Raw genomic sequence first — 16422 nt, 5'->3', positions numbered from 1 at the left:
TAAGGATCAATATCCTTTTTGTAATGCCACTTCATTTATCTTAAGCTCTTGATTTGTGACATAGCTTTTAAGATTGGCTAGAAAGATTGTCATTAACTTATTTTGAAAATCTGAGGTTAAGCCAGCGATATGCGGCGTAATCAATACTTGATCCATTTCCCACAATGGGCTTTTTTCAGGTAATGGTTCTTCTTCAAAAACATCCAATGCTGCAAAGGCGAGTTGTTCTTCATTTAATGCCTGAACTAAATCAGCTGTTTTTAAAGAAGCCCCACGTCCAACGTTGATGAATAACGCATGGGAAGCGAATTTTTTGAATAATTCATAATTAAAGAAGCCCTTAGTCTGCTCTGTCAGAGGCAAAATATTTACAATGATATCCATATCAGCTACTACTTTTTCCACTTCGTTTAAGGAATACGTTTGACTGAATCCTTCTACTGGATGCCCGGTAGTATTTATCCCATAACTGACCATAGAAAAGCTGTCTGCTTTCTCAGCAACCATCTTGCCGATTTGCCCCGTTCCGATGATCAATAATTTTTGTTTTTCTAATGGCTGATACTGGACATGAGTTCCTAACCATTCTTTCTTTGCTTGTGCTTTTTGTGCTTGGAACAGCCCTCGAGAATAGCCTAAAATCACTCCCATGATGTGTTCAGCTATTGATTCACTATGAATACCACTACCATTTGAAAGTAAGATCCCTTTTTCAGAAAATGCCGTTAGTGGTAAAGTGTCTACCCCTGCCGAGATCGAATGTACCCATTTTAACCCTGAAGATGCTAATAGCTCTTTTTCGTATTGGCGATTCCACCCTAAACTAATTTCAACATTCATCAAATCTGTAGGTTCAAGCTCAGTTTTTATGACATAATTAGGCGCTAATTCAGTCATTTTATCAATAAATTCTTGTCTAAATCCTCGATCTAAATAAATAATTTTTTCTGCCATCTTAGTTACGCATCCCTTCTATTACTAATTGTAATCAAGTGTTTCGTGACTCAGTCTTATGAAAAAAGAGGTAAATATAAAAAAGGAGTTTTCCAAGCTAATGGTAGCTAAAGAAACGCTCCTTTGTTTTATTGTTCTTTGAAATGATAAGTTGGCTCATTTAAAGATGCATCATAATCAACAACAAGATCATACCCCTTGAAAAACCAGTCATCTGCTTCTTCAATAAAAAACAGCATCCCGTCAATGGTTTCTTCTTTGATTGGTCGTTCAGGCTGTTCGACAGACATTCCGATAGAAAAACCATCATGTACTTCTGTCTTGCCGTAGACTTTCCCAAAAAAACGAATCCCATAATTTTCAGGGATGGTTACTTCCTCTTCGAACCATTTACGTGCATTATCTGTTACTGATAATTTCATTCCTGCATCTCCTTATTGATTCATTTTATCGTCTAATATATCTACATCTTCGGTTTCCCCAATTACTAATAAATTATCATTTTCTCTGACATATTCATCTGCTGAAGGTGAAACAACGACCGAACGATCAAAGCGTCGAATTGCTACAACTGTTAGATCATAACGTTGCCTAAAATTCAGCTCCGCTAATGTTTTATTAAAAAATTTGGGATTAGAAACTCGAATTTCTGCAAGAGAAAATTGATCCGATAGTTCTAAGTAATCCAATATATTTTTTGAAACAAGATTATGAGCAATACGAATCCCCATATCTCTTTCCGGGTGAACCACACGATCTGCTCCGATTTTTTCTAACACTCTTGCATGATATTCATTTTGAGCTTTAGCTAAGATGTTGGGAACTCCCATCTCTTTGACCATTAATGTAACGAGGATACTTGCTTGGATATCTTCACCGATTGCAATGATCACATGATCAAAATTTCTGATTCCTAGTGAACGCAATGTCATTTCATCTTGTGCATTTGCTACAACTGCATGAGTAGCGATATTCATATATTCATTGACTCGATCTTCATTGCTATCAATAGCTAATACTTCTTGTCCTGCTTCAACTAAGGTTCGGCAAATACTGCCACCAAATCGTCCAAGCCCGACAATTGCAAAATTTTGTTTCACTTGCTTCCTCCCTTACCTATTTTATTTAAGTATAGCAAAGGCTTTCTAAAAACGAAAGTAAGCTTTCTTTTGTAGAATAAACAATTTATTTAACTAATCCATGTTTGAAAGCATAAATAGCTGCTTGCGTTCGATCTTCTACTTCTAATTTTGCTAATATATTTGAGACATGGGTTTTGACTGTTTTTAAAGTAATAAATAATTCATCTGCGATCTCTTGATTGCTTTTTCCTTCTGCTATCAGCATCAGGATTTCATTTTCACGTTTTGTCAATTCTTCATGAAGAATTGGCTCGTTTCTCTTACTTATTTTTTCCATCATTTTTGTTGTTACTTCAGGTTCTAGCACTCGTTCCCCTCTTTGAGTTGCTCTGATCGCATCTGCAATTTCATGAGCGGTAGAAGTTTTTAATAGATACCCAGCTGCACCAGCTTCAATGGCTGGATAAACTTTTTCATCATCGATAAAGCTGGTCACAATAATTATTTTTGCTTCAGGCCAGTCTTTTAAAATAGCTTTAGTTGATTCAATCCCATCCATTTCTTCCATAACAAGATCCATCAAAATCACATCAGGTCGTAATTCCATTGCTTTTTCATAGCCTTCTCGACCATTTTCTGCTTCACCGATCACTTGAATGTCTTCTTGAATCGATAAATAAGAGGATACTCCTAAGCGAACCATTTCATGATCATCTACGAGTAATACTTGTATCATTTTCAATTATGCCTCCTTGATCAAAGGAACTTTGATCTCAATACTGGTGCCTTGTCCTTTAAAACTAATAATTTTAACTGTTCCACCAATACCTGCTACTCGTTCCCTAATATTATTTAATCCATAACTACCTGTTTTCGTTTCGTTCATATTAAACCCGGTACCATCATCAATCACTCGTAACAATAAGTTATTATTGATTTTGTGTAAATAGACTTCTAATTCATTTGCTTTAGCGTGACGTAAGGTATTCGATAATAATTCTTGCACGATACGAAAAAGATGATCTTCAATCGAATTGGACAATTTTACGTCCTCGATCTCCCATTTCAATGAAATTTGAATTTTATTTTGTAGTTCTTTTAATAATTGCTCAATTCCTTGTTTCAAACTCTTCTCCTCCAGATTCACTGGGCGAAGATGAAGTAGGAGCGCACGCATTTCAGATTGAGAAGCATTGATGATATCAGCAACCATACGTAATTGTTTGCGAAATATTTCTGAACTATCTGTTTTTTCGGCTTGTTCTGTTAAAGCAGACATCATCATCATCGCTGCAAATAATTGTTGTGAGACAGAATCATGGAGTTCCCGGGCTAAACGATGCCTTTCTAGTTCTAAGATTTCTTCTCTTGTCTGTCCATCCACATACTGGGGTCTGCTAGTGATAATTTGTAGTTCACTAGAAACTTCAATCATTTTTTCTTTTATTTTGGTTATTTCTTTATCAATATCTTGTACATAAATATCATCATTTGCACTGGGAATGGGTTCATTCAAATGACTAGACTCATAATTACCAGAAGATAATGCTCTTAATTTTTCTTCAATTTTACCATACTTTGCTTTTTGGATAAGTGATACTATCAAAAAAACCACTAATCCGACACCTAAGGCAATAGCAAACAAATGAAAAATCAGCGGCACATACAATAGTCTTGCACTTAAAATGGCACGCCACCAATTCGTTTGGTTACTTGCATAAAAATAAGTGAACAACGAAAACAAGATGATTAAAAAAGAAGCCGCTGAGGCATAGATTGCCATCATTAATTTTGATAATCTGCTCATCATACACGTATCACCTCAACGTCACCAAGTAATGTATTCGTGATGATTTTTAACCGTCTTGGGTTTTCATCATAATCGTTACTATAAATTTTGATGGATTCATTTTTTAATGAAAATTGTTCCTCTTCAAATAAAACATTTCCAACAAGTGTCGCATGCTCTAAACTGATGGCGATCCCTAAAGGTACCAAAATTCTCGTTCTGCCAATTCCTTTTCGCACAATAACGATATTATCATCCTTTGGTAACAATGTATTGCCAAGATCAATGATCGTATCCCCTGAAATTAAAGCAATATTGATGTCATCCCATTCATAAACATCATTACCAATACGTTGATTTCCAAATAATTGTTGTTTTTTTCGTTCATTATTATGTGTTTTTAATTGATCGGTTTGTACCATGATCATCTGTTTCTTTCGCCAAAAGGTATTTTTTGTTAGATCAATCCCAGAAATTTCCACCCCTTTTAGTCCGATAAACAAGATCGCAAATACTGCCATCAACCATAGTGCAGGGCTATTGACTAAACTAAAGAAAACGATCAAACTCCCTATAATCAATTGAAAATTTCGAAATCCAGATCGTGGATATTTTCTTAATGCTAAATATATGTTCAATGCACCAAACAATACGAGAAGAAGTAATTCTACGTTGTTCACAATTTGCCAAACTGCAAATAGTAATAATAAAGCCTCGACTACGATAAAAAAACGCCAAGAACTATTCATCTTTATTCTCCTTTCATGCACATTCTCATTCTATCATAGCTATTTTTTTAGAAATATACTATAGGACTTGAGATGTAAAGTTTGTCCTAAGGCAAATGGTTCTGGACACTCATTCCTTAGAAAAATAAATAAGCCGAAGAATCCCAAAAATCGGAGAAACGATTTTCTGATTCTTCGGCTTATTGCTCAAAGTTGTAGATGTCACAACTTCATTTTTGTTCAAGTATTTCTTATGCTTGCTCTACTTTAACGATTTTAACTAACATATCGCCACCAGGGGTAGCAATCGTTACTTCATCATTGACTAATTTACCAATCAAAGCTTGAGCAATTGGTGAATCATTAGAAATTTTACCAGAAAATGGATCAGCTTCTGCACTTCCTACGATTGTGTATTCTTCTTCTTCACCATCCGGTAATTCAATAAATGTCACTGTCTTACCAATTGATACTTCATCTGCATCAACACCGTCATTGTCAATGATTTGAGCAAAACGAATCATATTTTCGATTGTTGTGATTCGACCTTCAACAAACGCTTGTTCATCTTTAGCAGATTCATACTCTGAGTTTTCAGATAGATCACCAAATCCACGAGCGATTTTAATGCGTTCAATGATTTCTCCGCGTTTAACTGTTTTTAATTGTTCTAATTCTTCTTCTAGTTTGGCTTTGCCTTCTAGAGTCATCGGGTAAACTTTCTCAACCATGTATAACGTCTCCTTCTTGATCTATGGAATACCGCAAAAAGTAATCTTTTGAGGAATATAATCCAAAAAAGATTACCACGCTTTTCCTAAAATGTAAATGTTTTTCTATTTTAAATAAATAGTCGATGATACAAATACTATTCTACGAATTATTGACATATTTATCAACTAATTCCAAATGTTCTTCGTAAGTTTTTGCAAAATAAACATCGCCTTTTTTGATATCTGCCACAAAATAGTAGTAATCATTTTGAGTCGGCTCTAATACGGCTTCGATAGCTGCTTCACTAGGGTTATCAAATGGTCCAGGACCATAGCCTGTGTTCGTATATAGATTATATGGAGAGTCGACAGCCGTATCTTTATAAGAGACCGTTTCTTTGTGTTCTCCCAAGGCATATAAAACAGAGATATCTGATTGTAAAGGCATATCTGCCTTGATACGGTTGAAAAATACTTGGGCGATGTTTTTACGATCGTTTTCTTTAATCCCTTCTTTTTCAACTAATGAAGCCAACGTCAAGACTTCTTGAACCGTCATATTTTTTTGTTTGATGGTTGTAAAATAAGGCTGTAACACGCTATTTGTCTTGTTTACCATCTGAACGACTAAATCTTTCAACGACATTTTTTTGTAGTAATCATAAGTAGCCGGGAACAAATAACCTTCTAAGCGATATTTGACATTTTGAGCTTTGCTCGCACTGTCCAATAAATCTGGGAATTTTTTATACAGCTCATTGAAAAACGTTTCATCTTTCATCAAATCTAAAAATTCTTGTTTATCTTTTCCAGTGACTTTCGCTACTCTAGCAGCAATTTGTTCAATGTCGTATCCTTCGGGTATCACGACTTTGCCATCTGCTACTTTAGTTGGCTCTGAGGTGCCACCTTCTTGCAATTGTTTTCCGATCTCATCCAAAGTCATATTTGGTGCCATTTGATAATATCCAGCTTGAAAGCCAGTCATATTTTTAAATTTAGTATAGTAATTGAACACGATGCCGCTTTTAATCACTTGATCTTGTTCGAGTATCTCACCTATTTGTTTATTTGATGAACCGCTAGGTATTTCAATTTGAACAAGTTGATCATTTTTAGGATCCAATGGTTTCAACCCGCTATCCACATAGCGGTAAATGGTGAATCCAAGGACGCCTCCAATGATTAGCAACGTCAAAACGATCACTAAAATGATTTTACCAACGATTTTTTCTTCTTTTTTTCGCAAATTTTTTCTCTGATTAATGACTGCATTCTTTTCAGCAGATTGGTCTGATCTGTTTTTTTTCTCTTCTGGACGTTGTTTGTTTTCTGACAAAACAACTCCTCCTTACTATCAACTTCGTAACTTCATCTATTATACATGATATTTTGATTGACGTGAATTAATTTATTTAAATATTCTATCAAAATTGTAAGTAGTAAATCAAATAAAAACAGATTAAAATTAATATCAATAAATACAATAGTTATTTTAACTATTAGCGAAAATGAAAGGACCTTATGACACAATGATAAAAAAAGGCAAACATGCAAAAAAAGGGGCATTTCCTTTTTTCTCTATCATTCTAGTATTGCTCAGTATCAGCGTACTTTCCACCGGTATGATTATAGGATGGAGTATTTATACGAAAGAACAAGCTAGAAATGATTCCGATTCACTAAAACCTAAACAGACATTATCGCTTACACCTGAAGAAAAAAAATTATCAGAAAAAATCAACCACCTGTTAATTAAACATGATTACATTGGCTCAATTTATGTAAAGAAAAATAATCATGTGATTTTTGAGCGTGGCTATGGTTATGCGAACAAAGAAAATGATCAGTTAAACCGCCCTTATCTTTACTATCAAATTGGCTCGATTCAAAAAGCGATGACAGCTCTGTTAATTCTCAAACAAGTAGAATTAGGACACCTTTCTTTGAATACGAAATTGGCTAAGTTTTATCCTCAAATTCCGAATAGTCAAAAGATTTCCATTGAAGATCTACTTTATATGAGATCTGGGTTGAAACCTACAGCTAAACCTACTACCCCATTATCAGATACAGAAGTCGTTCAATTTGCGGTTCAACATCTAAAATTAGTTGACTACCATACTTATCGTTATGAACCATTAAACTTTACAATTTTAGCGGGTATTTTAATCAACTTAACTCACCAACCTTATGAAAAATTAGTAGAGAATGAGATTATCAAACCTTTGGATTTGAAACAGACCGCTTTTTATGATCAAGTCAAAAACTCTCCGCATCATGCCCTTTCCTATCAGATGTCTGCTAGTGATGATTACTGGAAGCCATTAACTGAATCGCAAACAGCGATCCATAATGAATTAGGGACTGGAAATATCAGTATGTCGGTGCTTGATTTAAATACGTTTTTCACTAAAGTTTTATCAGGTAAAATGATCCCACAGAAATTACTTTTTACATTATGGAAACCCAGTCCTACTGGCCACCCATATCGTGGTGGTGTCTATTGTGGTAATGATTATGTTTTGGCACAAGGAAACATCAATCGTTTCCATTCAGTCGCTGTTTTCAAACGTGATTTGAAAGATGCGGTTGTCATGGAAAGCAACGACCAATCAGATAAAAAAATAAAATTAACTGCTCTAGACTTGCGAAATCGAATTTATAATTTAATTGAAGGGTCCAAGATATTAGAAGAAAATTAATCCTGAAAACGAAAAAGATTATCGTCCCAAAAATTAAGTACGTCATAGTTCAAAAATTTTTTTATTAAAAAAATCGCCATGCAAAAGTTAAAATGTTATCTGACTTTTGCATGGCGACTGTATTTAGCCGACTATCATAGTTCTATTTCTCAAAGTTTAAGATTTCGTTCCATCCACTTTTCAAGTGTACGAATAAGAACTGTCGACTCTTATTATTCACTATATTTCAGTTTTTAAATAGCTTTTCATACCACTTAATACATCATATTTTGGTAGATAACCAATAGACTGAATCTTAGAAATATCTGCTAATGAATCGTGAATATCTCCTGAACGTTCTGGCTGATATTCTAAAGCTAATTCCGTCTCTAAAATTTGATCAATCGTCTGGATCAATGTTAATAATGTAGTTGCTTTTCCCGTTCCGACATTAAATTGTTCGCCTAAAGCCGCTTCTTTGTTAGCTACCAGAAGTAAAGCTTGGATCACATCATCGATATAGACAAAGTCTCTTGATTGGCTACCGTCTCCATATAAAGTAAATGACGTTTTTTCTCCAGCTAATTGTTTTTTATAACGATCAACTAAGATTGAAATCACACCACTGTAAGGTGAATTTGGGTTTTGGTTTGGTCCGTAAACATTGAAGAAACGAACTGCACTTCCTGGAACATCATATAAATGACAGTAATCCAAAACATATTGTTCAGCTGCAAACTTATCGATTGCATAGGGGGTTAATGGACGAATAATGGATTCCTCTTTTTTTGGTAAAGTTGGTTCATCCCCATAAACTGCTGCTGAAGAACTAAATACGATTCGTTTTAAGTTTGGTTGATATTTCCGGATCAATTCTAACAGCATCAGCACACTTTCAAAATTAACTCGATGTGTTTCTACTGGTCGGGCAACCGAATCTGCCACACTAGCAACTGCCGCTAAATGGAAAATGTAGTCAAATTGATTGGCACGGATGATTTCTTCCATCAATACTGAATCCGCTACATCACCTTCGATGAACGTGATGTTTCTATCCATCTCAAGATTTTCTACTTTTCCCATTGATAAATCATCAACAACAATCACTACATTTTCTTTACCTAAGTGATTGGCTAAGGTAGAACCGATAAAACCAGCCCCACCGGTAATCAATATTTTTTCCACTATTTTCACTCCAATTATTGATTTACATAAAAGATAAGTTTAGTGTAACACGTTTATTCTGAGAATACTATCTTATATATATGCCCTAAATAGAGCGATCATAGACTAATTGTTCCCTTTCCAATAGTTATCTCCTGTCTAACAAGAAAACAATACCATGCATAAAATATTCTAATAGTAGATAATATTTTTCTTATTTAAACGCTGCTTCTTTGTTATTGCCTTGGCAGAAGTTGGTCAAGGATGTATTTCTCTATCACCTTTTGCAAGAATAAGGGACTGTGACAAGTCTTTTGTCACAGTCCCTCACTGTCTTCTTTATATTAATGATCTTTGACTAAGTATCGCAAATCTTTTAAGTCGCTCAAAAAACCACGATGGACAATCACTAAATAAATGATATATATCACAATATAGGCAACCATACTCATATAAGTGCCATCAAACCAAAGATTACTAAAAATGAATAATAAAGTTAGACAGGTTTCTAAAAACATTTTAGCACCAATTTTAATATTCATATCTCTACACAAGAAAAATTCAGCTAAATTACAACGGAATGCTAAACTAGCAAGTATTAATCCGACAGTTAAGTTTAAATTCCCTATGATGAAAATGACGAATAGAGAAAGAAGTAAGGATAAGGTCAACGTCAAGACGTTTACCATTAGAATCGTTTTTTCTTTACGCAATGTCTTCAAATAGGTATTGATTAATAAGGACATTCTTCCTTCATAGATAACGATTGGAAATAAGATCCCCATGAATCTTAAACTAACTTCATATTCAGGTAGCCACATGCCTAAAACGATTTTTGCTGGAATATAAAAAATCAAAATAGCATACGTCAAAGGAACAAATACACCTCTTAGTGTTTGAAACAAAGAAGAGAGACGATCTCGATTTGTTCTTCTTAAAAGCGGGAACATGACGATCCCCACCGCATTGATAAAGGTCAAAAACATATTAGAGATACTTAAAGTAAAAGATAATTTACCAAAAGTCTGGATTGACCATTGTTGTTGAACAAAGAAACGGATCGTACCCATAATTAACATACTAGCAATACTACTCAACATTAATTTGCTACCAATATTAATGTTATCTAAGATTTCAGGTACTAGTTCTTTTAGACCAATCATTTTAACTTGTAGCATATCTTTTATTCGGGTCATTCCCCAAATTGTAATCACTAATTTTGAAATGATATCCATAATGATCAACCAGTAAAATTCCCGCCCACCTGTGGCAAAATATATACCGATTAAGACAACATATAAATAGCGATCATTTCTTGATAACTGTGCATACTCTTTAATCCTATTTGTTGATTGGAAAATATAGAGAATAAATGTTTTAACGATGGTCACTACAGAAACAACAGCTGTCAAAATCAAGATCAGTGCTTGGTATTCTCCAGGCATAAAGAAGTAAGCCCATAAAATAACGAAAATCGAAACAAAAAATTCAAATATCGCTAAATACCAAAACTGTGATCCTAAAGAACGTTTATCAATGTCTTTGTACTCTTCTCCACCGATTTTCAAGTAAATACCATCAATCCAACCAAAATGTAAGAATCCTACATAAGAAGAATAAAAGACATAGAGTTGCCAATAACTATATTCAGTCACTCCTAATAATTTTGGAACAAATAAATTTAAAAGGACAGAAATACCTAATGTAGCAAAGTTAGCTGCTACGGTATAATATAGATTTTTTGCGACAGCTTTTGCTTTATGGTTCATGCTGATACCTCACTTTCCTGACTTATATTTTATAAGATGATAGATATCAGTACCAAAATAAAATTTACGCTTATAGCGGAAGAAAGAAGCAAGAATTGTTGATAACTGTTCCTTTTCTAATATAGCAATACGCATTTCTAGTTCATCAATCATTGACAAGAGCATTTTTTGTTTCTTCTCAAAATCATCTATATCAGTTAAATTAGCTAAATAGTTATTGGCTGCATGTACACGTTGCAATCTTCGTCGTAACGTATTTAGTCTTTTTTGGTAGGCTGTTACTTTGTTTGCTTGGTCAATTTCTTTTTTAAAAGAGCTTTGACCATGTTTACGCCATTCAATCAACGGTTTTCTTAAGAGAAATAACCCATTGCTTAAAACAGCACTTCCCCACATGGACATATCATGGACTGCATTCTCCATTCTTGAAGCATAAAGCATCACATTCGCAATAAAGCTTTGGCGAATAGCATAGACACAGCCTGGACGTCTTAGGAATAAGTTGTTTTCATTAAAAACCACTCGTTCTTCTGATTGTCCCTCTATTTTTTCTGTATCAACCCGTTTTAACTCTTCTGCTAAACCACCTGGCTCTACTAATTCATGATAATCTGATACTAAAACTTGAACTTGTTGATTCGCAAAAGTACGACTCATTTCTTCAATCTTTTTTTCATGCCAAATATCATCTTGGTCACAAGTAAACACAACATCTTTACTTGCTAAATCCAGCAGTTTAAAAAAGTTTTTTCGCCATCCAACGTTTTCTTCATTAACAATCAATTGCCAGGTAGCCTGTAACTGATTTTCTTCAATGAATTTTCGTACAATATTGACTGTCTGATCAGTTGAACAATCATCTTTTATGATAACTTCATCAATTTTTTGAGATTGATTTTTCAAAGAATTGAGCTGTTCTATAATATTTTTTTCGCCATTATATGTAGCCATTACAACAGTTGTTTGCAGTTTTTCACGCATTTACTTCACTCCTTCTAAGATATAGTATTAAAGATGCTACTTTGTTGTTTCGTCTTACTTTTTGTAACCATTTCGAGAGGCTATTTTTCGTAAAAGTTATACGGATGGTGTGTCACGCGTTCATTTTCCGGTGGCATTGTCATGTAATCTCCGTAACGCAATGTAAGAAAATCTCCTCTATTTTTGATAGCCATTACTTTGTGTCCTTCAAATTCGACGTCTTCATATTCAGTAAACCATTGCGTTGGAAAAACACCCCAATCAATATGAATCCATTCTAAATAACCACATGTGTCCGTATCTCCAAATCGGATTTTTTTAGCAGCTTCTTGATATTTTTTTTGCCAATAGACATTATCTCCAATTTTCAATAATTTTTTATGATGAGGATAACGCACTACTAATTTTACGACTGCTTTCAAAAAATCAAAGCTTCGAGCATAAGCTAATCCCAAAGTGTCCATTAAGTTTAGACGATAATTCTCTGTTGTCTCTCTTAAAGCTTGACGTTCTGTAGCAGAATCTGGAATGCCGTCAATAGGAAAAATATCAACAAAAACGCCTAAATCAGGTTCTTCCCCACTAAAAAACTGCTTTGTTTTAGCTACAGTTTTTGGGTCAATCACTTTTGCAAATGGATATCTAAAATTTTCTCTTGTTTCAAAGGACAACAACTTGTAATTTGTATCATTTTTTAAGATCAAAAGCAATTCTTCATAATCTGGTCGGGGCATCACGATATCAATATCATCATCCCAAGGGATAAAACCTTGATGGCGTTCAACACCAATCAGACTTCCATAAAATATGGTATATTTTAGGTTGTTTTCACGACAGATTTTATCAATATAAACTAAAATATCAACTGCTTTTTTTTGTACCTCTGCCATTGTTAATTCTCTCATAAGAAGTCTCCTATATCCAATTAAATTTTTTACTAACGAATGGGAATATTTATTTGCCTTTGATCGTCAAATTGACCAATAATAGAAAATATCCTTGCATCCTTTGTTTCTCTGCAAGGATTTTTCCTATTACCTTAATTATTTTTCCAGTCTGTTCAATTGTTTTTGTTGATCGAAATCATATTGCAGTTTTCCTAAATACAACCAGAAAATAAATGTTGCAGAACGTCTAGTTAGTATAATTTCAGTTATCAATAAACTAGAGACTAAGATGATCAACACAATTTGATTATCTATCAGAAATTCCAGATAATTTTTTTGCTTTGTAGCAAATAGAATCCGCAAAGACTGCCACATTTTTGATAGTAAAAACAGGACAAAAACAATTGTTCCAGAGATACCAGTTGCTGCTAATAGATAGAAAAAGGCACTGTGAGGTGTTTGCCCCGTTTTAGCAATATGAGTCTCTGGGATTTTAGCTTTGGCAATTGCCACAAAACCTTTTGGTGTTGTTCCGAAAATGGGTTCAAGTCGCATCAATTCAGTTGCACTTTTCCATAAAGCAAAACGACTGTTAGAAATATCTTTATTTTCAACAACATCCGGTCTTTCGGTAGTGACCAATTTTTCGTCAGGAATTTTTTTCTCTGAATCTTTTTCAAAAAAGTCAACGACCTTAGGACTTGTGATTTCCACACGGTTTGCTACATTGACGTAACCTGTTTTCATCAATGATACGCCACCAAAAACAACGGCTGAACTAATCGCAGCTAGGACTGTTGCTCCTACTACTTTCAATACTAACGATTGATTTTTTTTCGACTGATAAAATAAGTAAAAGAAGAAAACACCAAAAAAGGCCGCAACTACCAATTGGATCATACCAGATCTTGAACCTGAGAGAGAAATATAGCTAAATTGAACAAACATAACAAAAATAGAAAGAACTTTCACCCATAGCTTTTGATTAAAAATAGCTTTTCTAAGGGCAAAAATAATACAAACCAATGAAATAGTTGTCGCATAGTTTGGATCAACAAAAATCCCATAAAGACGATTTTCAAAAAAACCGATTCGCATGCCATAATACAATGATTTAACTGGCGTAGAAAAACTTACACGAGCAAAAAACAAATAAAGAGAAAATAGGACAAGTGCAGACCAAACAACTAAAAGAATCGTTTCAAACACAGTAAATAGTTTTTTATTATTTTCTCTTCCCACTTCAAATACACAAAAGAAAAAGATACATTGCCAAATAATCAGTTTGATGTTTTCCGTGAAAGCATATTCTCGATTCAACAATGTACTGATTGCTAGAATCACTATAAAAATAATTAACCAATATTCAATTTTTATTTTCTTTTTTTCGAGAATCATTGGTAAAAAGTGGCTAAGGAAAATGATTCCTGATAATAACATGATAATCATCGAAAAGATGGAATCGATTTTTGGTGGTAGTGTGGAATAAACACTAACCATCCGACAGATTAAGACAAGCTCAAAAAAAACAATATAGGGCAATGCTATTTTTTGTCCTATACTATGGAATTGCTTTGAAAATTTAGTAAACATTTTATCCTCCATTAGTATAAAAGATCAATCACCGTAACGGTTAATCTTTAGTTTTAGTTATATGTTTCCTTCTAAATTCTACTGGAAACTTATATAAATGTAAGCTAATCATTAAGAGTAATGTAGAAAACTTACGACTCTTGGTAAATATCTCATTCTCCATAATGAATCGAAAGTTATGTCTTAAATAACTTACGATTTCTTTTGTTTCCGGACGATCCGTTACGTTTGCTACTATAATCTTATCGAGAACTAAAAAGTTAGCAAAACAAACACGTTGATGTGCTGCTTTTTTGATTTCTTGACTTCGGTCTTTGAGCTTTATTTCATTGTTTTCCCAAGCTTCAATAAATTCAAATTGTTTTTCTGAAAAACTTTCTGTATTGATACTTCCAAGACGATGATAATAATAGTACTTTTGTTCAGAATCAATGGCTACTTTGTGGCATTGATTCAATAAATCTACAATAATAAAAGAATCTTCATGATATTTTCCCTCTGGATAGCGGATAGTTGAAAACAGTTCTCGCTTATAGAGTTTGTTCACTGCATGAACAGAGATGATATTTCCTTGTAAAATTAATAATAACGCTTCTTCAGCGGTTACTGTTTTTTTGATTGTGGGTTTGATTATCGGATCTTTTCCCTCGTAGACATCATAAATACCACAGATCGATAAGTCTGCCTCTTCTTTGATGATTGCTTTATATAAAAGTTCATACATATCTTCTGCGATATAGTCGTCACTGTCAACAAAGCCCAAATATTTTCCTTTGGCTACTTCGATTCCCGCGTTTCTTGCACTACTCAATCCACCATTTTGTTTGTGGACGACCCGTACACGAGCATCCTTCTTTGCATAGTCATCACAAATACGTCCACTATTATCAGGTGAACCGTCATCCACTAAAATCAGTTCAAAATCGGAAAAAGTCTGAGCGAGAATGGAATCTACACATTTTTTTAAATATTTTTCAACTTTATAAACAGGTACGATGATACTAATTTCACACATGTATTTCATCCTTAACTAACTGTACTGTATGCTTCAGTGATTCTTCTAGACTAAAGATCGGGAACCAGCCAGTATCTTTAATTTTTTCATTATTTAAAATAGCCGTATTTGCTTTAGAAAAGCCTTGTTGTTCAATTGCATCAGGTAATTCAAAAATGACTTGCTTCCCACTAATTTCAGCAAGTTTTTGAGCAAGCTCTTTTAGATGCAAATCAAAACTGTCATTAGAGATATTATAAGCTTCTCCAATCTGACCGTGAATAAGGAGATGAAGCATCGCTGAAACAGCATCACCTACATAAATATAGGAAAAATACTGGTTTCCTTCACTCTTTAATACAATATCTTCTTCATGCACTGCATTCAAGATAAATTGAGAAGAAGCCTTAGAGTCAGATAACAACATCGTTGGGCCAAATGTACGGCATAATCTTGGAATCACAATATCTAATTGATGCTTCGCAATATATGCCTGACAAAGGGACTCACTGACTCTCTTACCTTCCGGATAGCCGGCACGTAAAGTATTGCAATCAATATAACCACAATAATCTTCCGAAAACTTTTCAACGTCTCCACGATTTTCGCCATAGATCTCTACAGTTGAAAGGAAAAGCACTCTTTTCGGTTCTGTTGCTACAGCATGTTTCAATACTTGTTCTGTACCAGCAAGATTCGTCATAATCGTGCCAATTGGATCGGTTGCATAAGCTTTTGGATGGGTATTGCTTGCACCGTGGATGATATAGTCAGCCTTAATAGAAAAAGGCAACGGATCTGTCACGTCTCCTTCGATGATCTCAAAATTTTGATCAGAGATATACGGAGAGAATCGTTCTTCCAATCTTTGACGATTTCTTCCCATTGCATATACTTTAATATTAACCCCTAAATACTGGTTTGCTAACATTAACGTATCGACTAAAAAAGAACCAATCATACCTGAGGCACCAATCATGAGTAAAGATTGACCATCCAAACTTTTTAAATCAGGAGTATGTTCGACTACCTTCAGCAAATCATCTTTATATAGTGGATTATTTATTAAAGACATCCTCTTCAC

16 protein-coding genes are annotated in these 16422 nt (G+C 34.2%); 1 reads left to right on the top strand and 15 read right to left on the bottom strand.

The genetic code is table 11. The features are described from left to right. Positions 1 to 6: 6 nt before the first annotated feature. From IGK81_RS03870 to mltG, 8 genes are all read right to left on the bottom strand, one after another. Complete coding sequence (locus IGK81_RS03870) at positions 7 to 954, bottom strand: phosphoglycerate dehydrogenase (protein ID WP_034698881.1); 948 nt, start codon at positions 952 to 954, stop codon at positions 7 to 9. Positions 955 to 1082: 128 nt separating this feature from the next. Beyond that, complete coding sequence (locus IGK81_RS03865) at positions 1083 to 1376, bottom strand: HesB/YadR/YfhF family protein (RefSeq protein ID WP_010719716.1); 294 nt, start codon at positions 1374 to 1376, stop codon at positions 1083 to 1085. 12 nt (positions 1377 to 1388) lie between these two features. Then, the gene (locus IGK81_RS03860; protein WP_010719717.1) at positions 1389 to 2054 is read right to left on the bottom strand and encodes a potassium channel family protein; all 666 of its coding nucleotides are present in this window, start codon (positions 2052 to 2054) and stop codon (positions 1389 to 1391) included. Positions 2055 to 2139: 85 nt separating this feature from the next. Continuing rightward, on the bottom strand, positions 2140 to 2772 hold the full coding sequence (locus IGK81_RS03855) for a response regulator transcription factor (RefSeq protein ID WP_010719718.1): 633 nt from the start codon (positions 2770 to 2772) through the stop codon (positions 2140 to 2142). Between the two features lie 6 nt (positions 2773 to 2778). Next, complete coding sequence (gene liaS, locus IGK81_RS03850) at positions 2779 to 3846, bottom strand: two-component system sensor histidine kinase LiaS (RefSeq protein ID WP_010719719.1); 1068 nt, start codon at positions 3844 to 3846, stop codon at positions 2779 to 2781. Next, positions 3843 to 4574, bottom strand: a complete 732-nt coding sequence (gene liaF / locus IGK81_RS03845; protein ID WP_010719720.1) for a cell wall-active antibiotics response protein LiaF — start codon at positions 4572 to 4574, stop codon at positions 3843 to 3845. The genes liaS and liaF overlap by 4 nt, the downstream gene beginning before the upstream one ends. A gap of 230 nt (positions 4575 to 4804) precedes the next feature. Continuing rightward, a complete protein-coding gene (gene greA, locus IGK81_RS03840) occupies positions 4805 to 5284 on the bottom strand; it encodes a transcription elongation factor GreA (protein ID WP_010719721.1) in 480 nt (159 codons plus the stop codon). A 142-nt stretch (positions 5285 to 5426) separates the two neighbouring features. Further along, positions 5427 to 6605, bottom strand: a complete 1179-nt coding sequence (mltG, locus tag IGK81_RS03835) for an endolytic transglycosylase MltG (RefSeq protein WP_010738164.1) — start codon at positions 6603 to 6605, stop codon at positions 5427 to 5429. A gap of 196 nt (positions 6606 to 6801) precedes the next feature. Here mltG and IGK81_RS03830 point away from each other — a divergent pair, with 196 nt between their 5' ends. Further along, positions 6802 to 7971: a serine hydrolase domain-containing protein gene (locus IGK81_RS03830; RefSeq protein WP_374188440.1), complete on the top strand. Its 1170-nt coding sequence runs from the start codon at positions 6802 to 6804 to the stop codon at positions 7969 to 7971. 219 nt (positions 7972 to 8190) lie between these two features. On the opposite strand, the gene IGK81_RS03825 is transcribed toward IGK81_RS03830, so the two are convergent. From IGK81_RS03825 to IGK81_RS03795, 7 genes are all read right to left on the bottom strand, one after another. Beyond that, a complete protein-coding gene (locus IGK81_RS03825) occupies positions 8191 to 9135 on the bottom strand; it encodes an NAD-dependent epimerase/dehydratase family protein (protein ID WP_034698875.1) in 945 nt (314 codons plus the stop codon). A 323-nt stretch (positions 9136 to 9458) separates the two neighbouring features. Further along, complete coding sequence (locus IGK81_RS03820) at positions 9459 to 10883, bottom strand: lipopolysaccharide biosynthesis protein (RefSeq protein ID WP_010738167.1); 1425 nt, start codon at positions 10881 to 10883, stop codon at positions 9459 to 9461. Between the two features lie 9 nt (positions 10884 to 10892). Next, on the bottom strand, positions 10893 to 11864 hold the full coding sequence (locus IGK81_RS03815; RefSeq protein ID WP_010719726.1) for a glycosyltransferase: 972 nt from the start codon (positions 11862 to 11864) through the stop codon (positions 10893 to 10895). Positions 11865 to 11944: 80 nt separating this feature from the next. Beyond that, positions 11945 to 12769 (bottom strand): LicD family protein, encoded by an 825-nt coding sequence (locus IGK81_RS03810; RefSeq protein ID WP_034698873.1) that lies wholly within the window; start codon positions 12767 to 12769, stop codon positions 11945 to 11947. A gap of 138 nt (positions 12770 to 12907) precedes the next feature. After that, a complete protein-coding gene (locus IGK81_RS03805) occupies positions 12908 to 14344 on the bottom strand; it encodes an O-antigen ligase family protein (protein WP_034698870.1) in 1437 nt (478 codons plus the stop codon). A gap of 40 nt (positions 14345 to 14384) precedes the next feature. Next, positions 14385 to 15359, bottom strand: coding sequence for a glycosyltransferase family 2 protein (locus IGK81_RS03800; protein WP_010719729.1), 975 nt, complete (start codon positions 15357 to 15359; stop codon positions 14385 to 14387). Then, positions 15352 to 16413, bottom strand: a complete 1062-nt coding sequence (locus IGK81_RS03795) for an NAD-dependent epimerase/dehydratase family protein (RefSeq protein ID WP_010719730.1) — start codon at positions 16411 to 16413, stop codon at positions 15352 to 15354. The genes IGK81_RS03800 and IGK81_RS03795 overlap by 8 nt, the downstream gene beginning before the upstream one ends. Between the last annotated feature and the right edge of the window lie 9 nt (positions 16414 to 16422).

Source organism: Enterococcus sp. DIV0703 (assembly GCF_051711065.1).
GTDB classification, from domain to species: domain Bacteria; phylum Bacillota; class Bacilli; order Lactobacillales; family Enterococcaceae; genus Enterococcus_B; species Enterococcus_B hirae.
Note: the sequence above shows the minus strand (reverse complement) of the source record. Positions and strands in the feature narration are given on the sequence as shown.